Raw genomic sequence first — 26,524 nt, forward strand, 5'->3', positions numbered from 1 at the left:
GACTCCTTTCAATTGCGGGTTCAGCACCGCCCAGGGGCTTATCGGGCCTTTTCTATGCGCCAGATACCAAATGGCTGATGCCACGGTTCGATACGCATCCATTGGGTCTTGCCATGCCAGGTCCAGCGGTGGCCGTTCATCAGGTCTTCGCCCAGGGTGTCGGCGTCATCGTCCAGCCCCAGCTCCCACAGCGGCAGTTCGAAGCTGGCCTCCTGGGCGTTGTGCGGGTCGAGGCTGACCGCTATCAGGATGTAGTTGTCGCGCTCGGGCGTGCGCTTGGCGAAATACAGGATGTTGTCGTTCCAGCAGTTGAAGAACGCCACGCCCAGGTGCGTCTGCAGGGCGCGGTTCTGCCGGCGGATGCGATTGAGTTGGGCGATTTCGGCAATGATGTTGCCGGGCTGGGTAAAATCGCGCGGGCGGATCTCGTACTTCTCCGAATCCAGGTACTCTTCCTTGCCCGGCAGGGGTGTGCCTTCGCACAGCTCGAAGCCCGAGTACATGCCCCACAGCCCCGACCCCATGGTCGCCAGCGCGGCGCGGATCAGAAACCCCGCACGGCCGCTGGTGTGCAGGAAGAACGGGTTGATGTCCGGCGTGTTGACGAAGAAGTTGGGCCGGTAGCACAGGCTCCAGGGCGGCTGATTGAGCTGCTCGAAATACTCGCGCAGTTCCTGTTTGGTATTGCGCCAGGTGAAATAGGTGTAGCTCTGGGCGTAACCCACCTTGCCCAGGCGCGCCATCATCGCCGGTTTGGTGAAGGCTTCAGCCAGGAAGATCACGTCCGGGTACTGGCTGCGCACATTGGCGATCAACCATTGCCAGAACGGCAGCGGTTTGGTGTGCGGGTTGTCGACGCGGAAGGTCTTTACCCCCTCCTCGACCCAGCCCACCACCACATCGCGCAGGGCCAGCCACAGCGACGGCACGGCGTCAGCGGCGTAGAAATCGACGTTGACGATGTCCTGGTACTTCTTCGGCGGGTTTTCGGCATAGCGGATGGTGCCGTCGGGGCGCCAGCTGAACCAGCCGGGATGTTCCTTGAGCCACGGGTGGTCCTGGGAGCACTGGATGGCGAAGTCCAGGGCGATCTCCAGCCCGTGCTCGGCGGCGGCGGCCACCAGGCGGCGGAAGTCCTCCCGGGTGCCCAGCTGCGGGTGTATGGCATCGTGCCCGCCCTCGGGGCTGCCGATGGCGTAGGGGCTGCCCGGGTCGTTGGGCTCAGCACGCAAGGCATTGTTGCGGCCCTTGCGGTGCTGCTTGCCGATCGGATGAATGGGCGGGAAATACAGCACGTCAAAGCCCATGTCACGAATCATCGGCAAACGCTCGTGCACGTCGTTGAAGGTACCGTGGCGCTCAGGGCTGTCGGTGATCGAACGCGGGAACAGCTCGTACCAGCTGGCGAACTGCGCGGCCGGGCGGTCGACATCGACCGGGAATTCGCGGCTGCAGGTGAGGTAGCTGCGGTGCTCGGCCTCGGTCATCAGGCGCGACGCCTGCGCATCCAGCAGCAGCGCCACCTGGTCAGCCTGGGCCAACGTGGGCAACTGAGCCTGCAGTGCCTCGATCTGCTTGCGCAGTTCGCCCTCGCTGCGCTCTGCGCCTTTGCCGAGCAGCTGGCGGCCCTCTTCCAGTTCCAGCTTCACGTCGACGCCGGCGTGGAACTTCTTCTCCAGGTCGTGGCAATAAGTGGCGAACGGATCGATCCAGGCCTCGATACTGAACAGGTGCGGGCCGAGTTCGGTGGGGGTGAATTCGGCCAGCCACAGGTCGTTGCCCGGCGAATGCATGGGCACGCAGTGCCAGCGCCGGCCATGGGCCTGCCGCCATTTGAGCATCACAGCCAGGCGATCGTGGCCATCGCTGTAGACCTTGCTGCTGACTGCAACCGGCAGGCCGCTGATGGCCTTGACGGCGAAACCGCCACCGTCAAGTGCGGGCTGGGTATCCTCGATCACGATGCGCGGCGCCAGCAGCGCCTGGGACAGGCTGATGGCCTGGTCGGGGTGATCGTTCGCCATTGGTACGCTTTCGAAGGGCTCGTTGCGCGACATCGGTCCTGGCTCCCTGTTGGCATTGGCGGTAAGGGTTCAGAGCCATCGTCCACGCAGGGGGTTCAAAAAAATTGAGCAAACGGCGCAGCCACGTATCAAAGCCTGCACCACCCTCTCATTCACCCTGCGAGGTCAGGCCATGAACATTCCCATTCCACCAGAGACACCCGACCCCAACATCGACGACCCGAGCCTGCCGCCGCCCGTGCCGGAAGAGGACCCGGACGAGCTGCCGATCAAGCCGACCGAGCCGCCGACGGTCGGCGACCCGCCGAGCCAGGAGCCACCGGTGAAGGCTTAAGGATAGACGAGGGAAAGCGATGCACCTGCAACGGTGCTGCCGGCCGTGCACGGGTATCACTCGGCGCGGCCAGCGCCCTGGCTGAATTACCCAGCCGGTACTGCTGAAAGCGAGGCCGCGCTGATTTCGCGCATCTTGAACTTCTGCACCTTGCCGGTCACCGTCATGGGAAACTCGTCAACGAAACAGAAGTGCCGTGGCACCTTGTAGTGCGCGATGCGCGCCTTGCACCAGCCCTGCAATTCTTCAGCCGTTGCGCTGTGGCCGGGATGCAACTTGATCCAGGCCACCACTTCCTCGCCATACCTATCGCACGGGATGCCGATCACCTGGGCGTCCGCCACTGCAGGGTGGGTATAGAAGAACTCCTCGAGCTCGCGCGGATAAATGTTTTCGCCACCGCGAATGATCATGTCCTTGTTGCGCCCGACGATGCGCACATGGCCATCTTCATCCATCACAGCCAGGTCGCCCGAGTGCATCCACCCTTCAGGATCGATGGCATCCGCCGTGGCCTGTAGGTTGTCCCAGTAACCGAGCATCACGCTGTAGCCACGGGTGCACAATTCGCCGATCTCGCCCCTGGGCACGATGCAGCCGTCGGCATCCACCAGTTTGGTCTCCAGCTGGGGCTGGGTACGGCCAACCGTGGTCACGCGCAGCTCCAGGTCATCGTCGGGGCCGGTCTGCAGGGACACCGGGCTGGTTTCGGTCATGCCATAGGCAATTTGCACCTGGGCCATGTGCAGTTGGTCGATGACCCGGCGCATGACCTCGATCGGGCAGGTGGCACCGGCCATGATGCCGCTGCGCAGGGTCGAAAGGTCCAGGTGCTGGCGCGACGGGTGGTCGAGCATGGCGATGAACATGGTCGGCACGCCATAGAGGATGCTGGCGCGCTCCTCGGCGACCGCACGCAGAGTGAGCTCGGCATCGAAGGCGTCGCTGGGGTAGATCATGGTGCTGCCATGGGTGATGCAACCAAGGTTGGCCATGACCATGCCGAAGCAGTGGTACAGCGGTACCGGGATCACCATGCGGTCGGTGCTGGTCAGGCCCAGACTTTCGCCAACCATGAAACCGTTGTTGAGGATGTTGTAATGACTGAGCGTCGCCCCCTTGGGCGCGCCAGTGGTGCCGGAGGTGTACTGGATGTTCACCGGCTGATCGAACTGCAGGCTGCGCTGGCGAGCCTGATAAGCCTCAACAGCCGTCTCCCCTGCCCGCTCGCCAAGCGCATGCCACGCCAGAAAACCTGGGGGCGGGTTGCCGGCCAGGCTGATCACCCCGCGCAGCTCGGGCAGGCGCTCGCTGGCCAAGTCACCGGGCAGCACTGCAGCCAGCCCCGGTATCAGCTCCTTGACCATGGCATGGTAATCGGACGTCTTGAAGGCATCGGCGCACACCAGCCAGCGGCAGCCGGACTGGCGCAACACGTACTCCAGCTCGCCCACCCGGTAGGCCGGGTTGATATTGACCAGAATCGCACCGACCTTGGCGCTGGCCAGCTGCAGGATGCACCACTGGGCGCAGTTGGGTGACCAGATGCCGACCCGGTCCCCCCTGTCGACACCCAGGGCCATCAACGCCCGGGCATGGACATCGACCTGTTCGGCCAACTGCTGCCAGGTGAAACGCAGGCCCTGCTGGCGCACCACCAACGCTTCGCCATCGGCGTAACGGGCCACGGTCGCATCGAAGGCCTGGCCAATGGTCAGGGTCAGCAAGGGTAGGTCCTGACGACCTTGGGTGTAGCTGGGTTGACTCATGGGTGTCCCTTCTTGTGGTTGTTCTGGGCACGGCTCAAGCAAGCGACAAATACTGTGGCGCAGATTTACGTTTACGTAAAGGTGATGACCGGATTGACACCGACGGATCGCAGGTTTACGTTAACGTAAAGGTGAAAACGACATAGCGCTCATAGTCAATGGCTACCGCTTGCTGAGCTACGGTGTTTCCTAATTTCAAGAACAAGAAGGTGCCCCATGCATTACCCCTCCCTGAACTTCGCCCTGGGCGAAACCATCGACATGCTCCGTGACCAGGTGCGCACCTTCGTCGCCGCCGAGCTGGCGCCACGCGCCGCACAGATCGACCACGACAACCTGTTCCCTGCCGACATGTGGCGCAAGTTTGGCGACATGGGCCTGCTGGGCATCACGGTACCGGAAGAATACGGCGGCGCCGGCCTGGGCTACCTGGCCCACGTGGTGTCGATGGAAGAAATCAGCCGTGGCTCAGCCTCGGTGGCGCTGTCCTACGGCGCCCACTCCAACCTGTGCGTCAACCAGATCAACCGCAACGGCACCCATGAGCAGAAGCTCAAGTACCTGCCCAAGCTGATCAGCGGTGAACACATCGGCGCGCTGGCCATGAGCGAGCCAAACGCCGGCTCCGACGTGGTGTCGATGAAACTGCGCGCCGAAAAGCGCGGCGACCGCTACGTGCTCAGCGGCAGCAAGACCTGGATCACCAACGGCCCGGATGCCAACACCTACGTGATCTACGCCAAGACCGACCTGGACAAGGGCGCCCACGGCATCACTGCGTTCATTGTCGAGCGCGACTGGCAAGGCTTCAGCCGCAGCAACAAGTTCGACAAGCTGGGCATGCGCGGCTCCAACACCTGCGAGCTGTTTTTCGATGACGTCGAAGTGCCGGAAGAAAACATCCTCGGCCAGCTCAACGGCGGCGTGCGCGTACTGATGAGCGGCCTGGACTACGAGCGCGTGGTGCTCTCCGGTGGCCCCACCGGCATCATGCAAAGCTGCATGGACCTGGTGGTCCCGTACATCCACGACCGCAAGCAGTTCGGCCAGAGCATCGGCGAGTTCCAGTTGATACAGGGCAAGATCGCCGACATGTACACCCAACTGAACGCCAGCCGCGCCTACCTGTACGCCGTGGCCCAGGCCTGCGACCGTGGCGAGACCACACGCAAGGACGCCGCCGGGGTGATCCTGTACACCGCGGAGCGCGCCACGCAGATGGCCCTGGAAGCGATCCAGATTCTCGGCGGCAACGGCTACATCAATGAATTCCCGGCGGGCCGCTTGCTGCGCGACGCCAAGCTGTACGAGATCGGCGCCGGCACCAGCGAAATCCGCCGGATGCTGATCGGCCGCGAACTGTTCAACGAAACCCGCTGAGCACAAGGGACGGGCGCACATGGCTACCTTGCACACCCAGATCAACCCGCGTTCGGCGGAATTCGCCGGCAACAGCGCGGCCATGCTCGAACAGGTCCAGGCCCTGCGCGGCCTGCTCGCCCACATTGCCCAAGGCGGCGGGCCCAAGGCCCAAGAACGGCATACCTCCAGGGGCAAACTGCTGCCGCGTGAGCGTATCGATCGCCTGCTGGACCCGGGCTCGCCATTTCTCGAAATCGGCCAGCTGGCCGCCCATGAGGTGTACGGCGAAGACGTGCCCGCTGCCGGCGTCATCGCGGGCATCGGCCGCGTCGAGGGCGTGGAATGCATGATCGTGGCCAACGACGCCACAGTGAAAGGCGGTTCGTACTATCCGCTGACGGTCAAAAAGCACCTGCGTGCGCAAACCATCGCCCAGCAGAACCGTCTGCCGTGCATCTACCTGGTGGACTCGGGCGGCGCCAACCTGCCGCGCCAAGATGAAGTGTTCCCCGACCGCGAACATTTCGGGCGGATCTTCTTCAACCAGGCCAACATGAGCGCGCTGGGCATCCCGCAGATCGCCGTGGTCATGGGCTCGTGCACCGCAGGCGGCGCCTATGTGCCGGCCATGGCCGACGAAGCGATCATGGTCCGCCAGCAGGCGACCATCTTCCTGGCGGGCCCGCCACTGGTGAAAGCCGCCACGGGTGAGGTGGTGAGCGCCGAAGACCTCGGCGGTGCCGATGTGCATTGCCGCACCAGCGGCGTGGCTGACCACTATGCCGACAATGATGAACACGCCCTGGCCCTGGCCCGGCGCAGCGTGGCCAACCTCAACTGGCACAAGCTCGGCAAGCTGCAACGCCAGGCGCCGGTTGCGCCGCTGTATCCCGCCCAAGAGCTGTACGGCGTGGTGCCGGCTGACGCCAAGCAACCGTTCGATGTGCGTGAGGTGATTGCGCGTCTGGTCGACGGGTCGGGTTTCGATGAATTCAAGGCACTGTTCGGCACCACACTGGTGTGCGGCTTTGCCCACCTGCACGGCTACCCGGTGGCGATACTGGCCAACAACGGCATCCTGTTCGCCGAAGCCGCGCAAAAAGGCGCGCACTTCATCGAACTGGCCTGCCAACGCGGCATCCCGCTGCTGTTCCTGCAGAACATCACCGGCTTCATGGTCGGCAAGAAATACGAAGAAGGCGGCATCGCCAAGCACGGCGCCAAGCTGGTCACCGCCGTGGCCTGCGCCCAGGTGCCGAAGTTCACGGTGATCATCGGTGGCAGCTTTGGCGCTGGCAACTACGGCATGTGTGGCCGCGCCTATGATCCGCGCTTCCTGTGGATGTGGCCCAACGCGCGGATTGGCGTGATGGGGGCCGAACAGGCCGCCGGGGTGCTGGCCCAGGTCAAGCGCGAGCAGAGCGAACGCAGCGGCCAGGCCTTCAGCGCCGAGGATGAGGCCAGGCTCAAGCAGCCCATTCTCGACCAGTACGAACACCAGGGTCACCCCTACTATTCCAGCGCCCGGCTATGGGACGACGGCGTCATCGACCCGGCGCAGACCCGCGACGTGCTAGGCCTGGCGTTGTCCGCCGCGCTGAACGCACCGATCGAACAGAGCCGCTTCGGCATTTTCCGGATGTGACCCATGAGCGATTTCAGCACCCTCGAAGTGATCCGCGACCCGCGCGGCTTCGCCACCCTGTGGCTGAGCCGCGAGGACAAGAACAACGCCTTCAATGCACAGATGATCCGCGAGCTGATCGTCGCCCTCGGCCAGCTGGCCGACGACGCCAGCCTGCGCTTCATGCTGCTGCGCGGCCGTGGCCGCCATTTCAGCGCCGGCGCAGACCTGGCGTGGATGCAGCAATCGGCACAGCTGGACTTCAACACCAACCTCGATGACGCCCGTGAACTGGGCGAACTGATGTACGCCCTGCACCGCTTGAAGGTACCCACCCTGGCCGTGGTGCAAGGCGCGGCCTTTGGCGGCGCCCTGGGGTTGATCAGTTGCTGCGACATGGCCATCGGCGCCGAGGATGCACAGCTGTGCCTGTCCGAAGTGCGCATCGGCCTGGCCCCGGCGGTGATCAGCCCGTTCGTGGTCAAGGCCATCGGTGAGCGTACCGCGCGCCGTTATGCCCTGACCGCCGAACGCTTCAGCGGCGTACGGGCCCGGGAACTGGGGCTGTTGGCAGAGGTGTATCCGGCCAGTGAGCTGGAAGTGCAGGTACAGGCCTGGGTGGACAACCTCTTGCAAAACAGCCCGCAGGCACTGCGCGCCACCAAGGACCTGCTGCGCGAAGTCGATGACGGTGAGCTCAGCCCTGCCCTGCGCCGCTACTGTGAAAACGCCATTGCCCGTATCCGTGTCAGCGCCGAAGGCCAGGAGGGCCTGCGCGCCTTCCTGGAAAAACGTCGCCCCGCCTGGCAAACCGAGCCCAACAAGGAGCCGCGCCCATGAGCCGCCCGCCATTGACCACGCTGCTGGTCGCCAACCGTGGCGAAATCGCCTGCCGGGTGATGCGCACCGCCAAGGCCATGGGCCTGACCACCGTGGCCGTGCACAGCGCCACCGACCGCGATGCCCGCCACAGCCGCGAAGCGGATATCCGTGTCGACCTGGGTGGCAGCAAAGCCGCTGACAGTTACCTGGTGATCGACAAATTGCTCGCTGCGGCCAAAGCCAGCGGCGCCCAGGCCATTCACCCAGGCTACGGCTTTCTTTCGGAAAACGCAGGGTTTGCCCGAGCCATCGAAGACGCCGGGCTGATCTTCCTTGGCCCGCCGGCCAGCGCCATTGATGCAATGGGCAGCAAATCGGCAGCCAAGGCGCTGATGGAAGCGGCCGGCGTACCGCTGGTGCCGGGTTACCACGGCGACGCCCAGGACCTGGAAACCTTCCGCGCCGCCGCCGAGCGCATCGGCTACCCGGTGCTGCTCAAGGCCAGCGCCGGGGGCGGCGGCAAGGGCATGAAAGTGGTGGAGGAAGAAAGCCAGCTGGCCGATGCCCTCGCCTCGGCCCAGCGTGAAGCGCAGTCGTCGTTCGGCGATGCGCGCATGCTGGTGGAAAAGTACGTGCTCAAGCCCCGCCACGTCGAGATCCAGGTGTTCGCCGATCAGCACGGCAACTGCCTGTACCTTAATGAGCGCGACTGCTCGATCCAGCGCCGCCATCAGAAAGTGGTCGAGGAAGCGCCTGCGCCGGGGCTCTCCCCTGAATTGCGGCGGGCCATGGGCGAAGCGGCGGTGCGCGCCGCCCAGGCCATCGGTTATGTCGGTGCCGGCACCGTGGAGTTTCTGCTCGATGCCCGTGGCGAGTTCTTCTTCATGGAGATGAATACCCGCCTGCAGGTAGAGCACCCGGTGACCGAAGCTATCACCGGCCTGGACCTGGTGGCCTGGCAGATCCGCGTCGCCTGCGGCGAGCCGCTGCCGATTACCCAGGCGCAGGTGCCGCTGATCGGCCATGCCATCGAGGTGCGCCTGTATGCCGAAGATCCGGGCAATGAGTTTCTGCCGGCCACAGGCACCCTGACGCTGTACCGCGAGTCGGCACCTGGCGAAGGTCGCCGGGTGGACAGCGGGGTAAGCGAGGGAGACCAGGTCTCATCCTTTTATGACCCCATGCTTGGCAAGCTGATCGCCTGGGGCGAAAACCGTGAACAGGCACGCCTGCGCTTGCTGGCGATGCTGGACGAGTTCGCCATCGGCGGGCTGAAGACCAACATTGCCTTCCTGCGCCGCATCCTCGCCCATCCCGCATTCGCGGCGGCCGAGCTGGATACAGGCTTTATTCCACGTCATCAGGAGGTACTGCTGCCGGTACCGCAGCCATTGCCCGCAGGCTTCTGGCAAGCCGCAGGAGAAGCCTGGCTGCAGGGCCAGGCGCCGCATCAGCGTGACGACGATGACCGCTCCCCCTGGGCTGGGCGCACGGGTTTGCGCCTGGGCCTGCCAGCGCACAGCAGCCTGCATTTGCGCAGCGGCGGCGAAAGCCAGGCAGTTACCCTTGAGCACGGCGCTACTTTGGCCTGGCAGCTGGACGGCGAACAGCTCGGGCATGATCAAGGCGGCGTGCGCAGGCGTTACCTGGCAGTGCGCTGCGGTGGCACGCTATACCTGCGCTGGGATGGTGAAGTGCATGCCATCGAGGCCTTTGACCCGATCGCTGAGGCCGAAGCCAGCCACAGCCATCAGGGCGGGCTGGGCGCGCCCATGAATGGCAGCATCGTGCGGGTACTGGTGGAGCCGGGCCAGGCGGTGGAAGCAGGGACTGCGCTGGTGGTGCTGGAGGCGATGAAAATGGAACACAGCATCCGCGCTCCGCAGGGCGGGACGGTGAAGGCGTTGTTTTGCCAGGAAGGGGATATGGTCAGCGAAGGAACAGTGCTGGTCGAACTGGTGGAGTGATGCAAGCAAGGGCCGCTTTGCGGCCCCGGCAATCTAGAAGGAGCCGTGCACCCGCACAACCACCCCCAGAAACTCACACCCTGGCTCACACAAAACCGTCGGATAACGGGTATTCAGGGGCTTGAGCATCCGCTCCCCACCCTCTTCGATCAATTGCCGCAAGACCGCCAAGCGCCCCGGCTGCCTGGCAATCACCAACTTGCCCGGCTGCGCCTCGAGCCCCGTATCGATCAGGATACGCATACCTTCCGGCACGCTCTTGCCACTGGCGGCGTTCATCGAGTCGTTTTCCACTGCCAGCCAAAATGCATTACCCGCCGGCATATAGTCAGTCTGTTCGTGCAGGTCGCTCTTTTCAGGTAAAGGCCCCTGCAGATCAGCCCAGCTCAGCACAGGGAAACGGAAGCTTGCATATCGCAGCGCCTCAACCGACAAAGGCCGTGCGGGGGCGTAGGTGCCCCTGGATTCACGCGTGAGATCATTGACCTCACGTTCAACCACCATGACCTGGGCCTCCAGGTACACCAACCCGAGCTTTTCCAGTTTCTCGTTGATGGTGATCAGCGTTGGCCGCCGCGTCCCACGCAGCCAATGGCCCACGCCGCCCTGAGTCATGCCCAGACGTTCGGCCAGCTTGAGCTGGCTGAGATTATGTTCGCGCTTGTAGCGCTTGAGAAATGCGTTCCAGTTTTCCATGAGCGGCAACAATACGGACTGTATTAGCCGCTTCAATACACACTCTGAATTATTTGTGACAGGATTAATAGTACAGATTGACCTATGCTCTGATTTCATTGTGTTTGAAGGGAAATCAGAAGGTATCGCGATGAAACCACCGAAAAACGACGAAACAGAACTCGACAGCGAAGCAGCCCGCCGCGCCCTCGACTACTACCTCAACCCCAACCCGCCGCGCCCCAGCATCGACAACAAGATCTGGACACTCCACGAAGGCGTCACCGCAGACCAGGCCCAGGAGCACGCCATCGCGCTGCTGCGCTGCGCGGCCGCCACCGCCCATGAAACCGCCACCCATCAGGAAGGCAGCCACCGCGAGCTGACCTTTGCACTGATGCACATGATGGACATGGCCAGGGCGCTGCTGGAGCACAAGCGGACCGTGCAGAGCGGTCTTTAGACTGGAACTGGAATAGGGAGAGACGTGGTGGCCAGGTAACGGCAAGGGGCCCCGATTGCCGGGACAAGGGAGTGCTCCAGCAAAAGTTTTTACCGGATAGGTGAAAAATCATTTGACTGGCAAATGATAACGATTATTATTGCACTCAGCTGATCGCGAGATCTGCTGGATAACCTGGAGCTTAGGTCGCTCTCAGATTATCTCCTCATCAGGCTAATCACGGTTTTTGACCCGGCTTTTTGCCGGGTCTTTTTTTTTGGCTCTTCAGGCTAATGAAGATCTTTGATGGCCGCGATGATAGCAAAAGTGTGTCAGGGCGTGAACGCTCATTACAAAACTTTGCGGAATCAGCACTTGAGAATCAATCTCGTTTCTACTAAGCTGGTTTCGCATCACGGAAGATGCCCCCACCCCTACTCTTGAGCAAGGAGCTGACCATGAGCCGCCTGCTGCTGCCTTTTGAGCACCCAACGCCCGCTACCGGCCACGACGCCGAGGATGCCCTGCTGCACGGGCTCAAGCGCTTGCCACGCCGCGTTCAGCAAGTGTTCCTGCTCAATCGCCTGGACCAGCTGGACTTCGCCGTTATCGCCAGGCGCCTCGACTTGCCCTTGCTGAGCATCGAACGGCACATGAACCAGGCCCTGCAAACGGCCCGCCCGCACGGTGATGCTGTGGCCAGCGCTGCCAGCCAATGGTATGTACGGTTGCAGAGCCCTGAGGTCACCACCTGCGAGCGCATTGATTTTCGGCGCTGGCTGGACGCCGATGCAGCGCACCTGCAAGCCTTCCATGACACCGAACTGCGCTGGCGCAGCCTGCTCGCCCCAGCGAGGGAGCTGGGGCACGATGGCTGGTATCGGCAAGGGCGAGCGGCGATTTCGTTGGGTGGGTGTTCGATTGCAGTAGGGCTGGGCGTGGCGGCGCTGGTGCTGTTTGGCTACTGGGCGTAAGCCGTCAGGGTCGGCAGGATGCAAAGCCAGTACCCCTGCCAAATCAAGGCTTATGTCCGAATAGCCCGGACACGCAGGCAAGGAGCAACCAGCCTGATAGGCAAGAGGCTATAAAACTCACTGCCAGATGCATTGCCAAACTCACCTCTCCTGATGAAGCCACCAGCAGGCTAACGCCCCCACCGCACGCATAGAGCAATGTGTTGCTGACCGATGCAGCAGCCCCTGCGCGATCGGGATGCCGACTGAGTGCGTACGTGGTTGCAGCCGGGCGGACGATCGTCGTGCCGATTGTGCATAAGGTTAATGGCAATACAAGATCGATGAGCACCAGTTCACCGCTTGAAATGGCAAGATGCAGGGCTACGCCAGCGGTTCCTATCAGTGCAAATCCACAACCAATCTGCGCCTGTGTACTCATACTTCGATTCAGCGAATTGGCAACTACACCGCCGACCATGTAGGCCAACCCATACAAGAGGAACACCATGGAGAAGGCGAACTCCGTCAACCCTAGCGGCCCCATCAGCAACAAGGGGGATACGACAACAAATGAAAAGTGACAGGCAAATGCCAAACAGGAGAAGATCGAATACACAAGAAACTTTCTGTCCTTCAGAATCTGGCAATAGCCAGGCAAAAAACCTCCCCGATAGCGAGAGGCTCTATCTTCACCCAATAACATCAAACAAAGTAACAGCACCAATACTGCCAGCATGACAAATACCTGAAAACTCCCCTGCCACCCCCAATATTGCTGAAGCACGCTGCCTGCTAACGGCGACAACGCGATAAAGACGCCGCTTGCACTGGTCAGCAGAATTCGCATCGCATTGCGCTGCTGGCCACTGTAACTATCCTGCACCAGCGCTTGGCTTAGTACGAAACAGCCACAGCCCATGGCCTGCAACAGGCGAAACACCATGAAGGTCTCATAGTGAGTGGTGCGTATGCAGCCGATTGCCCCTGCGATGCCTACCAAGAGCCCAGCGATCAGCAAGCGTTTTCTTCCCACACAATCGGAAAGCGGGCCGATCACCGCTTGGGATAGAGCCACACCCAGCGCAAATAAACTCACTGAATAGGCAATGCGCTTTGTATCGACTGCAAAATACTCAGCCATCTACGGAACAGAAGGCAAAATGACGTCGAGTGGGAATACACCCAGCAGACTGATAAGAATGAGCAAAATCGACAGGAAAGAAGTTTTTGCAGGCACGCCACCCACTCCGGTTACTGACGACAGGGCGCTGGCCAACACGCCTAACCGTTCCACTATTTTTTCAATGCATATACGAACCCACACAGGCAATACACACAAGCGGGATTACTGAATGAAATACCCTAAAAACGTGTAGGATTCTTGAACCCAACATCGTACTAGTCCGTCCTGACCCGCCCATTCCAGTTCGATCTATCAACTGCTTAATCAGCCTGCAATTAACTTCCCAACAATAGGAAATCATTGAGGGTGCTGTTTTTTGTACACAGCCTCCCCCACGAGGGGTGTACAGTACCCCCACAACAAAGCCCAAGGAGCCACGCCAATGACCGTGACGCTGTCCCCTCTGCAGATCGACTGCGCTTTCGATTCCGGCAACATCCAGGTACTGGATGCCAGTAACCCTGCCCAGGTCCACCTGGCCATTCGCCCGGACACCCACAGCGGCCACTTCCAGTGGTTCCACTTCAAGGTCAGCGGCCTCACGCCCGGTCAGGTCCATCGCTTCAGCCTGGACAACGCCAGCGAGTCTTCCTACAAGAACGCCTGGGCCGGCTATAACGCCGTGGCTTCGTACGACCAGCAAACCTGGTTCCGTGTGCCCAGCCAGTTCGATGGCAAGGCACTGGCCTTCGAAGTGAAAGCCGAGCAGGAGCAGATCTGGTTCGCCTACTTCGAGCCCTACCCGCGTGCGCGCCACAACCAGTTGATCGAGCGTGCCCAGCAGATTCCCGGTGTCGAACTGCTGGCCCATGGCCGCAGCGTACAGGGCCGCGACATTCCGCTGTTGCGCGCAGGCGACGGAGCCGCAGGCAAACGCAAGCTATGGCTGATCGCCCAGCAGCACCCGGGCGAGCACATGGCCGAGTGGTTCATGGAGGGGGTGATCGACCGTCTTCAAGCCAATGACGCCGTCGTCCAGCAACTGCTGGCCAAGGCTGACCTGTACCTGATCGCAAACATGAACCCGGATGGCGCCTTCCTCGGCCACCTACGCACCAACTTCAAAGGCCAGGACCTCAACCGGGCCTGGCAGGACGCCAGCGTCGAGGCTAGCCCGGAGGTGTTCTTTGCCCAGGCGCAGATGAAGCAGTACGGGGTGGATGCGTTCATCGATGTGCATGGGGATGAAGAAATCCCGCACGTGTTCACCGCAGCGTGTGAGGGTAACCCGGGGTACACGCCACGCCTGGCCAAGCTTGAGGAGCAGTTCCGCAGCACCTTGTGCAGCGTTACGCCTGACTTCCAGACCAAGTATGGCTATACCCGCGATGAGCCTGGGCAGGCCAATACGACACTGGCGTGCAATGCGGTGGGCATGGCGTACGACTGCCTGTCGCTGACCCTTGAGATGCCGTTCAAGGACCATGACGATGCGCCCAACCCGGTGACCGGCTGGTCGGGAGAGCGGTCCAAGGCATTGGCAGGGGCGGTGCTGGAGACCTTGCTGAAGATGGCTGACGATTTGCGCTGATCAGTGCCGGCCTTTTCGCGGGGCAAGCCCGCGAAGAGGCCGGCGCAGACATACCCGGTCAAAACTGCACATCGAGTATCACATTGTCGGTATAGGTCGCCGCCGGCGGTGTCGCCTGGTCGGTATAGACCTTGGCGTTGTAGTTGAACACCTGGCTACCGGTGCCAGTCCCCACCCCAGGGTTGACGTTGGCATCGCTGCTGGAACGCCGCGCGCCACCCACTGCTCCCCAACGTACCGCGCCCGCGCTCTTGAAGATGTCGTAGGCCAGGTAGTCGTTGGCAGCAGACTTCATCCTCCGACGCCCGCCAGATGCGTTCTGCCCGTCATCCAGCCCGACCGTGTAGCTACTGCCCTTGGTGCAGGAAAGGTTCACGCTCTGGTTAACCGTGCCGAACCCCGCCACTACCGGTGCGCTGCCAAAGCTGATGGTCGGCGTTGTGATCTGGCAATCATTACTTACCGTCAGGGTCACCGTGAGGGTCTGGTTCCCCGCGCCCGTGTCGCGCCCCAGGCAGAGATTGCCCAGGCCAATGCCCGAGCAATAGTTCCAGACCCAGGCAAGGTTCAGCGTCTCGGTATAGACGCCGGCGGCCACGTTGGCGCCAACCGTAGTCTTCAGATACAGCGGCACAGACTTAGGGGAATTGCCATTGAGCAGGCCCAGGGCGTCGATCAGGCCATTGCGTGCGAAGTCGAACTGCGCGCTGCGGGTGATGGGGTTGCTGGTCGTATTATTGGCATAGATCGTATACGGGATGACATCCCCGGTCGGCCCCACCAGCCCGCTGGTAGCTGATGTAATGGTGAGGTAGAAGTGGTCACTGCTCACTAGCAGGGACAACAACGACCCGGTGCACTGCAAACCCGCATTGATGGTGGAAGCACTCTGGATGGCAGTGCGCACCAGCGTTGAGTTGACGGTGCCGAACGCCGCTGGCGCGGTCGCGACGGACGAGCATAGCGCCCAGACCGAACCCGCCGGCAGCCATAGCATTGCGATCACCAGGCCGAGCAACCCCCTCCTCATCGGCATACCAACGGGCCGATCAACGGGATGGAGCCTTCTGCCTGCGGCAAGTCGAACTCGACCTGGCACTGCCCTCCTCCCTCCAGCCCAACCCGCAGGTGGTTGTGCGCTGAGAGGTTCTCCAGATACACCAGTCCGTCCCAGCCCACCACCGCCTGGCTGCCACTTTCACGATGGCTGACCGTACTGCCCAGCTTGAGCGGCTGCTGGTTGCCATCGACCAGCTCGACGCTCGCCGCCAGCACGCGCTTGAGCGGGAATTCCAGCAAGTAGCCGCTGCCACGGCGTACCGCGACCCGCTGCTCCACCTGCGCCGCGAGCACATCGGGTGGCAGGTCCATGGGGTCGATCTCGTACTTGCCGCGGTAGTAGCCGCTGCTGTACGGCACCAGCAGGTGGCCGTTGCGGTCGGTGCGGCCGATCTCCTGGTTTTCGTAACGCACGGGCACATCGGCATAGCCGCCGGTGCTGACCACCACAAAGGCATCGTCGATACGGTTGGCGGCGAACACCCCGGCGTCCATCCACACCAGCGAGCCGCTGGCATCGGCCCAGCGGGTCATTTCGCCGCTGCTGCCGTACACGCCGGCCTGCAATTGCACCGACTGCAAGCGCCAGGTGGCGTCGGCCTGGCGGTAGGCATCGCGATCACCCCCAGTGGCGTAGCCAAGGTTGTAGCCAACACCACCGCCCACCGGCACCGCGCGGCTGTAGTTGACCCGCTGCAAATCCTCGCCTTCCTTGCTGCGCTCCATGCTCACGGCCAGGGTGCCGCTGAAGTCGATCGGGATCACCCATTGCGCCTGCACCGCCCATTGGCTGTCGCCGACCTCACGGTTGGCCGAGAGGTAGACACTGCTATTGCCCCAAAGCGGTTTGCTCCAGCTCAGGTTGATCAGCCGGGTGCGCGAGCCGTCACCGGCGCGCACATCGAAGTAGCCCGCGCCGAGGCTGCCGAAGCGGTCGAGGTTCAGGCTCAGGGTGACCTGCTCGCTGCGCTGGCTCAATTGCATGTCCAGGCTGTCGACCCGGCTCAGGTCGGCGTAATCACCATGACGCTGCAAGCGCTGATAGCTGAAACCCAGGCGCTGGCTGTTGTACTGATAGCCGAGGGCGACCTGGTGGCCCTTTTCGCCATCGTACTGGCTCTGCGCCGTCGCAGCGTTCAGTACACCGAACGTGCCCAGGCGCACATTCGCGCCCACACCGCCAAGCAGCAACGACTCTGCGGTTTCGACATGGCTTTCGAGGGTAAAGAAATCGCTGACGCCATGGCGCAGGCTGGCCGAGGCGACGCCGGGCCCGTAGCTGAAGTCGCGCACTGCATAGTCTCGGCGCAGGCTGCCGGCGGCCATCGAGAAATCCGACAGACCTTTTTGCAGCAGGCTGCTGGTGACGTAGAACGGCAACGTGGTGGAAACCTGGCGCCCAAGTGCGTCGGTGGTAACCACCACGGCCTCGCCGGCACCGTTGATGAACGGCACGTTGGTCAGGGTGTAGGGGCCTGGCTGCAACTCGGCGGTGCTGGACTTGTAGCCGTTGATGAACAGGTCCAGTGAGGTCGGCACCGCCGCCTCTCCCGCGAAAGCAGGCAACGGATAAGTGACCAGGTCAGGGCGGGCGGCAAAGTCACGCGACAACTGCAGGCCGCCTACCCGCACCGAACTGGTCCAGGGCAACGCACCGGTGACGAAGTCGCCCGCTTCGTAAGTCAGCAGGCGCTGCTCGTCGGTGAAGCGCCAGGTGGTGTCGTAGCGCAGGAAACCCTGGCGGCTGTCGTCGGCCGCGGCGCCGTTGAACGACTGCCGCCACTGGCCGGTGCTGGCAAAGGTGCCCCAGCTGTCGAACAGGCGCAGCTCATTCCACGCAGCCAGGTAAGTGCCACCCTCGTCGGTGTCGTTGAGGTACAGGTCGTAGTTGAACAACGCGCCGAAACTGCTGCGCGCATCGCTGGCCGGGTACAGGTTACGGTCGCCGACTTGCTGGTCCGGGAGCCAGGCCGGTGGCACTTGCAGCAGCAGGCGCTGGTTCTGGCTGTCGTAGTCGCTGTGCAGGCCCGCGACGGTATCCAGGGCCACCTCGCCTTGCGGATTGCCCGGCAGGGCGATGCCGGCAGCGCGCAGCACCTGGCTGTCGAGGAACAGCCCGCCGGCGCGCTGCTGCACCGGCACCAGCTCAGCCCTGGGCACCTGGTTCACCAGCAGGTCCAGATACAGTGTGGCGTCGGCAATGGCGGCGGCCTCGGTGGGCGGCGGCGGCAGCTCGTCGGCCACCACCAGGCCGGGGCCGATTACCGCGAGCCCCAGGCACCAGCGGCGCATCGCCTGCGACAGCCATTTCACACACGCATTCCGACCATCGCCGGGTCCTCCCTGGCCCCTGACATTCATTCAATAGTGGTTTCATTGCCCTTGGCGGATCGCTTCGGCCACCTCCTGACCGTTCACCCTGCCCTTGAGTACGCCACTGCTGTTCGGTGCAACCGGTGCCGGCCAGCGCATGCTGGCCCCGGGCAATACATACCCAAGCAGCCCCTCGGCCAGTGGCCTTGCCTGGCCGCCCTGCTGCACCACCACATCGGTCAGCCGGGCATGCACCGGGCCGGTGTTGCGCAGTTCTACATAGGGTTTGCCCTGCACCGTCACCGGCCGCCAGCTCAGTTGCGGCTTGCCTACGCCGCTGGCGCTGCGCTTGCCCTCCGGGTCCGGCTTGCCCCACAAGCCTTCGCCATAGACGAACAACGGTACCGAGTAGCGCATCTGCAGGCGGATGGCTGCGGTAGCGCCCTGACTGGCGTTGTCCGAGGGCAGTGGCGAGGGAATTTCGTCGATGATGATGCGGTAAGCCTGCTCCTGGCCGGCCGGTGAGCTGCCAGTGCGGGTCAGGCGGATCAGTTGTTTCTGGCCGGGGGCGATGGTGGCTACCGGCGGGCTGCCGATGATCTCCCGCTGGGCCTGGAACTGCTCCTGCATGTCGCCCTGACGCCAGGCGAAAACCCGCACCTGTAGGCTCGCCGGAGCGCTGCCACGGTTCTCCAGCCACAGCGCGCCGGCCTTCTGGTCAGCCTCCAGCACCGGGTCTATCGGCCAGATCAGCACCGAGGTGGCAGCCCCCGCCGGCAAGCTCGCCAGCAGCAATGACCCGATCAAACCCCGCGCCCACTTCGCGCTTGCCCGCATACCGCTCTCCTTGATTTATTTTATTGTCAGGGGCCCCGGTGTTTCACCAGGTCACCGTCACTTGCACGACGTCGGTGTAAGTCCCGGCCGGCACAAGGCCGGTGAGCTGCGTGCGGCCATACACCGACAGCTTGATCGTCGTCGGGTCGCTGTTGTTCAGCGTCACGCTCTGGCCCACTGCGATGCTCTGGCTGTAGGCCGCGTCCTGGTACAGTTGGTAGGCCAGCAGCTGCGTGCCGCCGCTGCGTTTGAGGAAGCGCGTGCCGGTCACCACGTTCTGGCCACCGTCCAGGCTCATGCTCAGGCTCACGCCGGGCGTGCACTGGAAGGTCACTGTGGCGCCCCCCAATGAGGTACTGAGGACCCCGGTCGACAAGGCCGACTGCGTCCCGTAGTCGAGCACGCCATACTGGGTGACGCCGCCCACCACCAGGCAGCCTGCGGTGATCGTCGCCGTGACCTGGAAGGTGCTGCTGGTTGCGGCATCCAGTGGCGTCGCCAGCAGCGCACCCAGGCCTGCAAGGCAGCCACCCAGCCAATAGCGCATGGCCGCGGCTCAGAACGACAGCTCGACGGCCACCGTATCGGTGTATACCCCTGCCGGCAGCCCCGCCTTGCCGCGTGCCTGACCGTAGAGGTTGACGGTCTGAGCAACCCCGGTGCTGGTCGGCAGCGTGATGGTGCCGTCGATGTCCAACAGTTGGGTGCGCCCGGTGTCGGTATAGAAGTCGTAAGGCACGAAGTTGCCGTTGCCGTCTGCCAGCGCCCGGGTGCCGCCATCCGATGCACCGTCGTTGGCCCCCGCTCGCACGCGAATGGCTGGCACCGTACCTGCGGAGCAGAGGATGCTCATCGCACCGCCGCCGCCACCGAGCACCTCACCGTTGGCGGTGGTGAACAGCGCCTCTTGGGTGCCGAAGCTGAGGGTACCGAAGTTCAACCCCGAGGTGCCTGTGGTGCCATTGACCTGGCACGCCGACGTCAATGTCAGGGTGGAGCTGATGGTCCCGGTCACCGTAGCGGCCTGGGCGTGGCATGCCATCGCCAGGCCAAGGCCAGCGAGCATCCAGTGGGTGAGGTTCGTTCGCATCGGGGTCTCCTTGCGTGAATTACCAGTCCAGAGTCACTCTAAGCGTGTCGCGGTACAGCCCGGCCGGCAGCGCACGCGGTTGCGCTACCACTACGCCGAAGATGGGAATCGGAATCTGTTCGGTGCTGCTGATGGTGAAGGCACGCGCCTGGCCGATGCCATAACGGCTATTGCCGCCTGGGTCGAGCGCCAATTGATAAGGGATCATTTCACGGCCATTGCTGAGCCGCCGTACGCCATCGCTGCCATTGAGGCCGCCGTTGATGCGCACATTGAAGGCCCTGACCTGGGGCGTGCAGCTGATCTGCAAGCTGCCCTCGCCGCCTGCCTCGTCAACCCGGCTGCGCAGCGGCTGGTCCCAGTTCGGGCCACGCTCGCCGAAGTCCATCAGCCCCGGGTTGCCGAGCGTGGCCGGGGGCTGGTCGCCACTGCTGATCTGGCACGCTGCGCTGATCACCAAACGAGCCTGGATAAAGCCGGTGGTTGTGCCATGTGCCCCACCACTGGGCAACAGCAGCGGGCCCAGGCTGAGCAACAGAATGGATGTACGGTTCATGGCGTGACGTCCTTGTGCATGGTGGCTCGCTACCAGGTGACCGTGACTTTGAGCAAGTCGGCATACGTACCGGCGTGCGGCACCCAGGCCAACTTGTCGATCCGGGCGTACAGTGGCAGTTCGACCGTACCGCTGTCCGGCACACGTGCGGCGTGGGGCTGGCCCACGACCACAGGCTCGCGCCAGGCCGCGTCGCGGTACAGGCGATAGGGAATCGGCCGGGCCCTGGCGTCGCTACTGGCCAAGAAGCGCAGTTCACCGGCACCACCGTGCAGGCCACCGTCGACACGTACCTGGTAGGGCGTGTCGGGGTTGCATTCCAGTCGCGGTGGGCGCTGGTTTAGCAGCACCCCGCTCAAGGGCGCACCAGGCCCATCCAGACGTGCGGCAGCGCCCAGGTCGATCCGACCGAGGTCCTGCGCCCCCGCCTCGCGCTGCTGGCTGACCAGCATGCAGCCCCGCTGCACCTGCACCCGCACCTCCACGAGGAAGTCCGCTGCCACGGCACTGCCACTCAACAACAGGCCCCACAGTGCGGCCACAAAGCGTCCCTTCACTGACACGTCCCTAGTTTTTCCGTCCTGAGTCTGAGCGTAGCAGCCGGTGGCCTGCCTGTGCCCACTCCACGCCATTCTTTGGTAGTAACAACAAAGGGTTAGACCGTTAGCCGGTCACAGCAAAGAAATTTTCGGCTGGCATCGAACCCAAGCGCCTCCAGTACCTCCAATGGCCATAGGCCGGCAAAGCAGTGCGCATTCTGTTACGGTGCGCAGCAGCCACCGAGCCCGCATCAGACGCATGCGCGCCATGCATGGACGAACATGACAGGAGCGTATCCATTGACGACCACCGACATCGCACTCGCCGAAGCCGTGGAACGCTGCGCCCAGGAGCCGATCCAGGTACCCGGCAGCATCCAGCCACATGGTTTTCTGCTGGTGCTGGATGAACAGGACCTGCGTATCCTCCAGGCCAGCGACAATGTCGAACGCTGGCTCGGTGTGCCCGCCCTTGAGCTGGTGGGATGCACCTTCGCCGACGTGGTCAGCGACAGTTTCGATCTGCGTTCCCATCTTGAGCGCCTGCCCGGCGACGATGTATTCCCCTTCCACATCGGCGATGTGCTCCTGCGCAATGGGGCACCCTGCAACGACCGGCTGCGCCTGCTGACCCATCGCCATGATCAGGTACTGATCGCTGAGTTCGAGCCCGTTCGTCAGCCTGTCGGCCCGGTCGACCAAGGCGATTATTACCCCCTGGTGCGGGGTTTCGTCAGTAGCCTGAACAACGCCGCAACCCTGGAAGCGTTGCTGCAGCAGACTGTATTGCAGATAAAGCGAATCACCGGTTTTGGCCGGGTCAAGGCCTACAGCTTCGATAAAGAGGGCAATGGCCAGGTGCTCGCTGAAGTGGCTGATGCCGGCTATCCACGCTACTTGGGTTTGTGCTTCCCAGCGTCGGACATTCCCCGCCAGGCCCGCGAGCTCTATCGGGTCAACCGCATTCGTGTGATCGAAGATGCCGACTACCAGGCCTCACCGCTGGTGCCGGCGGCCAACCCGCGCACCGGCAAACCGCTGGACATGAGCTTCGCCGCGTTGCGCAGCGTATCGCCGGTGCACCTGCAGTACATGCGCAACATGGGCACCCTGGCGTCGATGTCACTGTCGATCGTGGTCGATGGGCAATTGTGGGGCCTGGTGTCATGCCACCACGAGCAACCTCGCCCGGTCGACCTGCGCACCCGCACAGCCTGCGAGCTGCTGGCCAGTGTGCTGTCGCTGCAGATCGAGTCGCGTGAGGCCCACGCCAATACCCGGAAGCTGCTCGACCTGCGCCAGCACATCGTACGCATGATCTCCTCGATGGCCGACCATGACAGTGTCAGCGAGGGCCTGCGCGCGCAGCCCGAGGTGCTGCTGGCCTTCGCCGGGGCAAGCGGCGCAGCGGTCATTTCCGCCGAGCGCTGCGACCTGATTGGCCAGACGCCGCCGGCAGCGCAGGTCACTGCGCTGGTGCACTGGCTGGCCCAGCGCCATGATGAGACGGTGTTCCACAGTGACAACGTGCGCCGCGACATCGACGAACTGCCCGAGCTGGCCGAGCATGCCGGTGGCGTGCTGGCAGTGGCCATTTCTCAGATCCACTCGCACTACCTGCTGTGGTTCCGCCCCGAGCAGGTGCGCACGGTCAACTGGGCCGGACGGCCCGACAAACAGATAGGCCCGCAGGGCGCGCTGAACCCGCGGCACAGCTTCGAACACTGGCAGGAACAGCTGGGCGGCTACTGCGAGCCATGGGACCCGCTGACGATCGAAGGCGTGGTCGAACTGCGCACCGCCGTGCTCGGCATTGTCCTGCGCAAGGCCGAAGAGCTGGCGCAACTGGCCAACGAGCTGCGCCGTTCGAACAAGGAGCTCGAAGCCTTCAGCTACAGCGTGTCACACGACCTGCGCGCACCGTTGCGGCATATCGCCGGTTACACCGAACTGCTAGGCGAGATCGAAGGCCAGGGCCTGAGTGAACGCGGCCGGCGCTTTCTCAAGCACATCGAGGAAGCTGCGCAGTTCGCCGGCAGCCTGGTGGATAACCTGCTCAACTTCTCGCAGATGGGCCGCTCGGCCCTACGCCTGTCGGATGTTGACCTCAATGCGCTTGTAGAAGCCATCCGCCAGGAACTGGCGCCCGATTATGAAGGGCGCGAGATCGTCTGGGACGTCGCACCGCTGCCCAAGGTGATCGGTGACCCGGCGTTCATCAACCTGGCGCTGCATAATCTGATCGCCAACGCTATCAAGTACACCCGTGGCCGCGAACCTGCGCGCATCGAAATCGGCGCACACCAGCACGCGGAGGAAATCGAAGTCTATATTCGCGATAATGGCGTGGGCTTCGACATGGCCTATGCCAACAAACTCTTCGGGGTGTTCCAGCGGCTGCACCGCATGGAGGATTTCGAGGGCACCGGAATAGGTCTGGCCAGCGTGCGGCGGATCATCGAGCGCCATGATGGCCGAGTCTGGGCCCAAGGCCAGGTCGACCAGGGCGCCAGCTTCCATTTCACTCTTCCACGTCATCCAGAAACAAACTGAGGCACCGGTTCAATCATGCTCAAACCTATCCTGCTGGTAGAAGACAACCCCCGGGACCTGGAGCTGACGCTCCTGGCCCTGGAGCGTAGCCAGTTGGCCAACGAGGTCATCGTTCTGCGCGACGGCGCTGATGCCCTCGACTATCTGCTACGGCGTAACGCCTATGCCGCGCGCGACGACGGCAACCCCGCCGTGTTGCTACTGGACCTGAAACTGCCCAAGGTCGATGGCCTGGAAGTGCTAAGGGAGGTGCGTGCCACCCCCGAGCTGCGCAGCATCCCGACGGTGATGCTGACCTCGTCGCGGGAAGAGCCCGACTTGCTGCGGGCTTATGAACTGGGGGTCAATGCCTACGTGGTCAAGCCCGTGGAGTTCAAGGAGTTCGTCGCGGCGATTTCCGACCTCGGCGTGTTCTGGGCCGTGCTCAACGAACCACCACCTGGCTCGCTACGCCTTAACCGGCGTGGCAGCAACTGAGGCCCACCGCGAACATGCTGCCAACGCCGCTCAAATTACTGATGGTCGAAGACAGCTCGCTGGATGCCGAGCTGACCTTGCTGAGCCTGGAGCGCAGCGGACTGCAGCTGCAGTCGCAGCTGGTGTTCGATCATGTCGCCGCCGAGCATGCCCTGCACGAAGCCAGCTATGACCTGATCCTTTGCGACTGCGTGCTGCCCGGCTCGTCCGGTACCGACGTGCTGGCCATCGCCCAGCGCCTGGCGCCGGATACGCCGTTCATCTTCCTGTCGGGCATATACGGTGAGGAGCACGCGGTGGAAATGATCCGCCTGGGTGCCACCGACTACGTACTGAAGAAAAACCTGTCGTTGCTGCCCAAGGCAGTGCGCAGGGCGCTTACCGAAGTGCAGGAACGTCAGCGTCGGCGCCGTGCCGAAGAAGCCCTGGCGGACCTTGAGGCACGCGCCCGGATTGCCATCGATGCAGCCGGCATGGGTACCTGGGACTTTCGCCCGGAAGAAGGGCTGCTGATCTGGGACGACCGCTGCAAGACGCTGTTCGGTCTGCCGGTAGACACCGAGATGAGCCTTGACGTTTTCTATGCCGGCATTTATCCAGAAGACGTGCAACGGGTGCGCGAAACGGTGGAATACGCCATGCGCCCGGACAGCGACGGGCTTTACCGGGCCGAATTTCGCATTGCCCAACCCAACGGCCTGGAACCGCGCTGGCTGCTCAGCAGCGGTCAGAGCCAGTTTGTCGATGGCCGCTGCACACGCTTTTCGGGCGTATTGCAGGACATCCACGCCCAGCGCCTGGCGACCCAGGCGCTCAAACAGCTCAACGAAATGCTCGGCGAGCGGGTCGAGCGCCGTACCCGCGAGCGTGACCGGGCCTGGGAGCTTTCCCAGGACTTGCTCGCGGTGCTCAACAAAGACCTCACACCGGTCGCACTGAACCCTGCCTGGGAGGCCAGCCTGGGTTTCTCGCGCGAACGCCTGAGCCAGACCTCGTTATTGCAGTTGCTGCCCGAACCGGACCAAGAAGCGCTGCTGACCGAACTCGCCGCCCTCGCCCATGGCCGCACCAGCGCGCGCTTCGTCGGCCGTATCCAGCATGCAGGCGGCCAGTTGCGCTGGCTGTCATGGGTGGTGGTACCGGAAGACACGCTGCTCTATGTGGTAGCCCGCGACATCACCAGCGAGCGCGAAGCAGCCATGGGCCTGGCCGACGCCAACGACCGCCTGCGCGAACAGATCACCGAGCGCGAGCGCATAGAGGCAGCGTTGCAGCAGATGCAACGGCTGGAGGCGGTCGGCCAGCTCACGGCGGGTGTTGCACACGACTTCAATAATCTGCTGACAGTCATCCTTACCGGCTCAAGCTTCCTTGAGCGCGACCTGGACAAAGGTGACCTGGAAAAAGCGCGCAAACGCCTGACGCATATCCGCGAGGCGGGTGAACGCGGCGCCAAGCTGACCTCACAGCTGCTCGCCTTCTCCCGCCGCCAGCGCCTGGAACCGGTACCGCTGAACCTCAACCGCACCTTGGGCGGCCTGGAGGAATTGCTGCGCCGCACCTTGGGCGGGAGCATTTCTGTGCGCCTGGACCTGGACCACAGCCTGTGGCAAGCGCTGACCGACCCGACCCAGACCGAAATGATCATTCTCAACCTGGCGATCAACGCCCGCGACGCCATGCCCGACGGTGGCCAGTTGACGCTGGCCACACGCAATACCCGGATCAAGGCCCGCCCGCAGCGGCCGGAAGACCCGGAGCCGGGCGAGTACGTGATGCTGAGCATCCGCGACACCGGCTGCGGCATGAGCGAAGAGGTGGTGGCCAAGGTGTTCGAACCCTTCTTCACCACCAAGGACATCGGCAAAGGCTCGGGCCTGGGGCTGGCCCAGGTGTTCGGCTTTGCCAAGCAGTCTGGTGGCGGTGTGCGCATCGACACCGCGCCTGGGCATGGCACCCAGGTTGCCGTTTACCTGCCCGCAGTGAAGCATGAGCTGGCGGCGGACCCGGTGATCCCGGCTGCGTCGCAGTCCATCAGCGACAGTGGCCGCGACCGCACGGTGCTGCTGGTGGATGACGACCACCTGGTGCGCGACATGCTCGGCGATGTGTTGCGCCAGTACGGCTATCAGGTACGCCAGGCACACAGCGGCGAACAGGCATTGGCCCAGCTGGACGACGAGATCGACTTGTTGCTGACCGACTTTGCCATGCCCGAATTCAACGGTGCCCAACTGGCTTTGGCCGCACGTGAACGGCATCCGCGCTTGCCGGTGGTGTTTCTGACCGGGTATGCCGAGCTGGAAGGGCTGGATTTGCCGGACAGCCTGGTGATGCAGAAGCCGGTGCAGGCTGAGGAACTGGCCCGCGTGCTGGATGAACTGCTGCGGGTGAACAGGTAATCGCGCTGT

General features: G+C 63.2%; 22 protein-coding genes. 11 read left to right on the forward strand and 11 right to left on the reverse strand.

All coding sequences use genetic code 11. The annotated features are described in order from the left end of the window. Window positions 1-38: 38 nt before the first annotated feature. On the reverse strand, window positions 39-2,057 hold the full coding sequence (locus tag IWW33_RS02450; RefSeq protein ID WP_046787290.1) for an alpha-1,4-glucan--maltose-1-phosphate maltosyltransferase: 2,019 nt from the start codon (window positions 2,055-2,057) through the stop codon (window positions 39-41). Between the two features lie 139 nt (window positions 2,058-2,196). Here IWW33_RS02450 and IWW33_RS02455 point away from each other — a divergent pair, with 139 nt between their 5' ends. Continuing rightward, window positions 2,197-2,358 (forward strand): hypothetical protein, encoded by a 162-nt coding sequence (locus IWW33_RS02455; protein WP_012313715.1) that lies wholly within the window; start codon window positions 2,197-2,199, stop codon window positions 2,356-2,358. A gap of 86 nt (window positions 2,359-2,444) precedes the next feature. Here the strand turns inward: IWW33_RS02455 and IWW33_RS02460 are convergent, their stop codons facing one another. Next, window positions 2,445-4,127 (reverse strand): AMP-binding protein, encoded by a 1,683-nt coding sequence (locus IWW33_RS02460; protein WP_174141631.1) that lies wholly within the window; start codon window positions 4,125-4,127, stop codon window positions 2,445-2,447. A gap of 216 nt (window positions 4,128-4,343) precedes the next feature. Between IWW33_RS02460 and IWW33_RS02465 the strand changes: the two genes are divergently transcribed. From IWW33_RS02465 to IWW33_RS02480, 4 genes are read left to right on the forward strand one after another with little or no spacing between them, the layout of a single operon-like run. Beyond that, a complete protein-coding gene (locus tag IWW33_RS02465; RefSeq protein ID WP_174141630.1) occupies window positions 4,344-5,507 on the forward strand; it encodes an isovaleryl-CoA dehydrogenase in 1,164 nt (387 codons plus the stop codon). 19 nt (window positions 5,508-5,526) lie between these two features. Beyond that, window positions 5,527-7,134, forward strand: coding sequence for a carboxyl transferase domain-containing protein (locus IWW33_RS02470; protein WP_115275334.1), 1,608 nt, complete (start codon window positions 5,527-5,529; stop codon window positions 7,132-7,134). A gap of 3 nt (window positions 7,135-7,137) precedes the next feature. Beyond that, a complete protein-coding gene (locus tag IWW33_RS02475) occupies window positions 7,138-7,953 on the forward strand; it encodes a gamma-carboxygeranoyl-CoA hydratase (RefSeq protein ID WP_012313711.1) in 816 nt (271 codons plus the stop codon). After that, window positions 7,950-9,902 carry an acetyl/propionyl/methylcrotonyl-CoA carboxylase subunit alpha gene (locus IWW33_RS02480; protein ID WP_174141629.1) on the forward strand — a complete coding sequence of 651 codons (1,953 nt, stop codon included), beginning with the start codon at window positions 7,950-7,952 and terminating at the stop codon, window positions 9,900-9,902. The genes IWW33_RS02475 and IWW33_RS02480 overlap by 4 nt, the downstream gene beginning before the upstream one ends. 33 nt (window positions 9,903-9,935) lie before the next feature. On the opposite strand, the gene IWW33_RS02485 is transcribed toward IWW33_RS02480, so the two are convergent. Continuing rightward, window positions 9,936-10,598, reverse strand: a complete 663-nt coding sequence (locus IWW33_RS02485; RefSeq protein ID WP_174141628.1) for a S24 family peptidase — start codon at window positions 10,596-10,598, stop codon at window positions 9,936-9,938. A gap of 130 nt (window positions 10,599-10,728) precedes the next feature. Here IWW33_RS02485 and IWW33_RS02490 point away from each other — a divergent pair, with 130 nt between their 5' ends. Both IWW33_RS02490 and IWW33_RS02495 read left to right on the forward strand, forming a co-directional pair. Then, complete coding sequence (locus IWW33_RS02490) at window positions 10,729-11,040, forward strand: hypothetical protein (protein ID WP_046787295.1); 312 nt, start codon at window positions 10,729-10,731, stop codon at window positions 11,038-11,040. A gap of 437 nt (window positions 11,041-11,477) precedes the next feature. Further along, window positions 11,478-11,993: a DUF4880 domain-containing protein gene (locus IWW33_RS02495; protein WP_174141627.1), complete on the forward strand. Its 516-nt coding sequence runs from the start codon at window positions 11,478-11,480 to the stop codon at window positions 11,991-11,993. Between the two features lie 43 nt (window positions 11,994-12,036). Here IWW33_RS02495 and IWW33_RS02500 read toward each other — a convergent pair whose 3' ends face one another. After that, entirely contained in the window at window positions 12,037-13,116 is a 1,080-nt protein-coding gene (locus tag IWW33_RS02500; RefSeq protein WP_231386141.1) for an MFS transporter, read from the reverse strand. A gap of 424 nt (window positions 13,117-13,540) precedes the next feature. Here IWW33_RS02500 and IWW33_RS02505 point away from each other — a divergent pair, with 424 nt between their 5' ends. After that, window positions 13,541-14,689: a M14-type cytosolic carboxypeptidase gene (locus IWW33_RS02505; protein WP_161872319.1), complete on the forward strand. Its 1,149-nt coding sequence runs from the start codon at window positions 13,541-13,543 to the stop codon at window positions 14,687-14,689. A gap of 58 nt (window positions 14,690-14,747) precedes the next feature. Here the strand turns inward: IWW33_RS02505 and IWW33_RS02510 are convergent, their stop codons facing one another. The 7 genes from IWW33_RS02510 to IWW33_RS02540 all read right to left on the reverse strand — a co-directional run bounded on the left by IWW33_RS02510 (window position 14,748) and on the right by IWW33_RS02540 (window position 21,101). Continuing rightward, window positions 14,748-15,719: a spore coat U domain-containing protein gene (locus tag IWW33_RS02510; protein WP_115275571.1), complete on the reverse strand. Its 972-nt coding sequence runs from the start codon at window positions 15,717-15,719 to the stop codon at window positions 14,748-14,750. Then, a complete protein-coding gene (locus tag IWW33_RS02515) occupies window positions 15,716-18,040 on the reverse strand; it encodes a fimbria/pilus outer membrane usher protein (protein ID WP_231386212.1) in 2,325 nt (774 codons plus the stop codon). Before IWW33_RS02515 ends, IWW33_RS02510 begins: the two co-directional genes overlap by 4 nt. Before the next feature lie 81 nt (window positions 18,041-18,121). Continuing rightward, window positions 18,122-18,898 (reverse strand): molecular chaperone, encoded by a 777-nt coding sequence (locus tag IWW33_RS02520; RefSeq protein ID WP_115275340.1) that lies wholly within the window; start codon window positions 18,896-18,898, stop codon window positions 18,122-18,124. 43 nt (window positions 18,899-18,941) lie between these two features. Continuing rightward, window positions 18,942-19,445, reverse strand: a complete 504-nt coding sequence (locus tag IWW33_RS02525) for a spore coat U domain-containing protein (RefSeq protein ID WP_115275341.1) — start codon at window positions 19,443-19,445, stop codon at window positions 18,942-18,944. 9 nt (window positions 19,446-19,454) lie between these two features. After that, complete coding sequence (locus IWW33_RS02530) at window positions 19,455-19,988, reverse strand: spore coat protein U domain-containing protein (RefSeq protein ID WP_115275342.1); 534 nt, start codon at window positions 19,986-19,988, stop codon at window positions 19,455-19,457. A 19-nt stretch (window positions 19,989-20,007) separates the two neighbouring features. Then, complete coding sequence (locus tag IWW33_RS02535; RefSeq protein ID WP_039602589.1) at window positions 20,008-20,544, reverse strand: spore coat U domain-containing protein; 537 nt, start codon at window positions 20,542-20,544, stop codon at window positions 20,008-20,010. Between the two features lie 29 nt (window positions 20,545-20,573). Further along, window positions 20,574-21,101, reverse strand: coding sequence for a spore coat U domain-containing protein (locus tag IWW33_RS02540; RefSeq protein WP_119688620.1), 528 nt, complete (start codon window positions 21,099-21,101; stop codon window positions 20,574-20,576). Between the two features lie 264 nt (window positions 21,102-21,365). On the opposite strand from IWW33_RS02540, the gene IWW33_RS02545 reads away from it, so the two are divergent. From IWW33_RS02545 to IWW33_RS02555, 3 genes are read left to right on the forward strand one after another with little or no spacing between them, the layout of a single operon-like run. Continuing rightward, window positions 21,366-23,636, forward strand: coding sequence for an ATP-binding protein (locus IWW33_RS02545; protein WP_046787298.1), 2,271 nt, complete (start codon window positions 21,366-21,368; stop codon window positions 23,634-23,636). A 15-nt stretch (window positions 23,637-23,651) separates the two neighbouring features. Further along, window positions 23,652-24,113: a response regulator gene (locus IWW33_RS02550; protein ID WP_046787299.1), complete on the forward strand. Its 462-nt coding sequence runs from the start codon at window positions 23,652-23,654 to the stop codon at window positions 24,111-24,113. Window positions 24,114-24,127: 14 nt separating this feature from the next. After that, window positions 24,128-26,515 (forward strand): hybrid sensor histidine kinase/response regulator, encoded by a 2,388-nt coding sequence (locus IWW33_RS02555; RefSeq protein WP_115275346.1) that lies wholly within the window; start codon window positions 24,128-24,130, stop codon window positions 26,513-26,515. Window positions 26,516-26,524: the final 9 nt, after the last annotated feature.

It is taken from the genome of Pseudomonas sp. M2, assembly GCF_015751845.1.
GTDB classification, from domain to species: domain Bacteria; phylum Pseudomonadota; class Gammaproteobacteria; order Pseudomonadales; family Pseudomonadaceae; genus Aquipseudomonas; species Aquipseudomonas putida_E.

What these genes read in the sequence shown, in the direction of transcription:
- IWW33_RS02450 (WP_046787290.1), bottom strand. Translation starts at nt 2,057, where the DNA reads ATGTCGCGCAACGAGCCCTTCGAAAGCGTACCAATGGCGAACGATCAC.
- IWW33_RS02455 (WP_012313715.1), top strand. Translation starts at nt 2,197, where the DNA reads ATGAACATTCCCATTCCACCAGAGACACCCGACCCCAACATCGACGAC.
- IWW33_RS02460 (WP_174141631.1), bottom strand. Translation starts at nt 4,127, where the DNA reads ATGAGTCAACCCAGCTACACCCAAGGTCGTCAGGACCTACCCTTGCTG.
- IWW33_RS02465 (WP_174141630.1), top strand. Translation starts at nt 4,344, where the DNA reads ATGCATTACCCCTCCCTGAACTTCGCCCTGGGCGAAACCATCGACATG.
- IWW33_RS02470 (WP_115275334.1), top strand. Translation starts at nt 5,527, where the DNA reads ATGGCTACCTTGCACACCCAGATCAACCCGCGTTCGGCGGAATTCGCC.
- IWW33_RS02475 (WP_012313711.1), top strand. Translation starts at nt 7,138, where the DNA reads ATGAGCGATTTCAGCACCCTCGAAGTGATCCGCGACCCGCGCGGCTTC.
- IWW33_RS02480 (WP_174141629.1), top strand. Translation starts at nt 7,950, where the DNA reads ATGAGCCGCCCGCCATTGACCACGCTGCTGGTCGCCAACCGTGGCGAA.
- IWW33_RS02485 (WP_174141628.1), bottom strand. Translation starts at nt 10,598, where the DNA reads ATGGAAAACTGGAACGCATTTCTCAAGCGCTACAAGCGCGAACATAAT.
- IWW33_RS02490 (WP_046787295.1), top strand. Translation starts at nt 10,729, where the DNA reads ATGAAACCACCGAAAAACGACGAAACAGAACTCGACAGCGAAGCAGCC.
- IWW33_RS02495 (WP_174141627.1), top strand. Translation starts at nt 11,478, where the DNA reads ATGAGCCGCCTGCTGCTGCCTTTTGAGCACCCAACGCCCGCTACCGGC.
- IWW33_RS02500 (WP_231386141.1), bottom strand. Translation starts at nt 13,116, where the DNA reads ATGGCTGAGTATTTTGCAGTCGATACAAAGCGCATTGCCTATTCAGTG.
- IWW33_RS02505 (WP_161872319.1), top strand. Translation starts at nt 13,541, where the DNA reads ATGACCGTGACGCTGTCCCCTCTGCAGATCGACTGCGCTTTCGATTCC.
- IWW33_RS02510 (WP_115275571.1), bottom strand. Translation starts at nt 15,719, where the DNA reads ATGAGGAGGGGGTTGCTCGGCCTGGTGATCGCAATGCTATGGCTGCCG.
- IWW33_RS02515 (WP_231386212.1), bottom strand. Translation starts at nt 18,040, where the DNA reads ATGCGCCGCTGGTGCCTGGGGCTCGCGGTAATCGGCCCCGGCCTGGTG.
- IWW33_RS02520 (WP_115275340.1), bottom strand. Translation starts at nt 18,898, where the DNA reads ATGCGGGCAAGCGCGAAGTGGGCGCGGGGTTTGATCGGGTCATTGCTG.
- IWW33_RS02525 (WP_115275341.1), bottom strand. Translation starts at nt 19,445, where the DNA reads ATGCGCTATTGGCTGGGTGGCTGCCTTGCAGGCCTGGGTGCGCTGCTG.
- IWW33_RS02530 (WP_115275342.1), bottom strand. Translation starts at nt 19,988, where the DNA reads ATGCGAACGAACCTCACCCACTGGATGCTCGCTGGCCTTGGCCTGGCG.
- IWW33_RS02535 (WP_039602589.1), bottom strand. Translation starts at nt 20,544, where the DNA reads ATGAACCGTACATCCATTCTGTTGCTCAGCCTGGGCCCGCTGCTGTTG.
- IWW33_RS02545 (WP_046787298.1), top strand. Translation starts at nt 21,366, where the DNA reads ATGACAGGAGCGTATCCATTGACGACCACCGACATCGCACTCGCCGAA.
- IWW33_RS02550 (WP_046787299.1), top strand. Translation starts at nt 23,652, where the DNA reads ATGCTCAAACCTATCCTGCTGGTAGAAGACAACCCCCGGGACCTGGAG.
- IWW33_RS02555 (WP_115275346.1), top strand. Translation starts at nt 24,128, where the DNA reads ATGCTGCCAACGCCGCTCAAATTACTGATGGTCGAAGACAGCTCGCTG.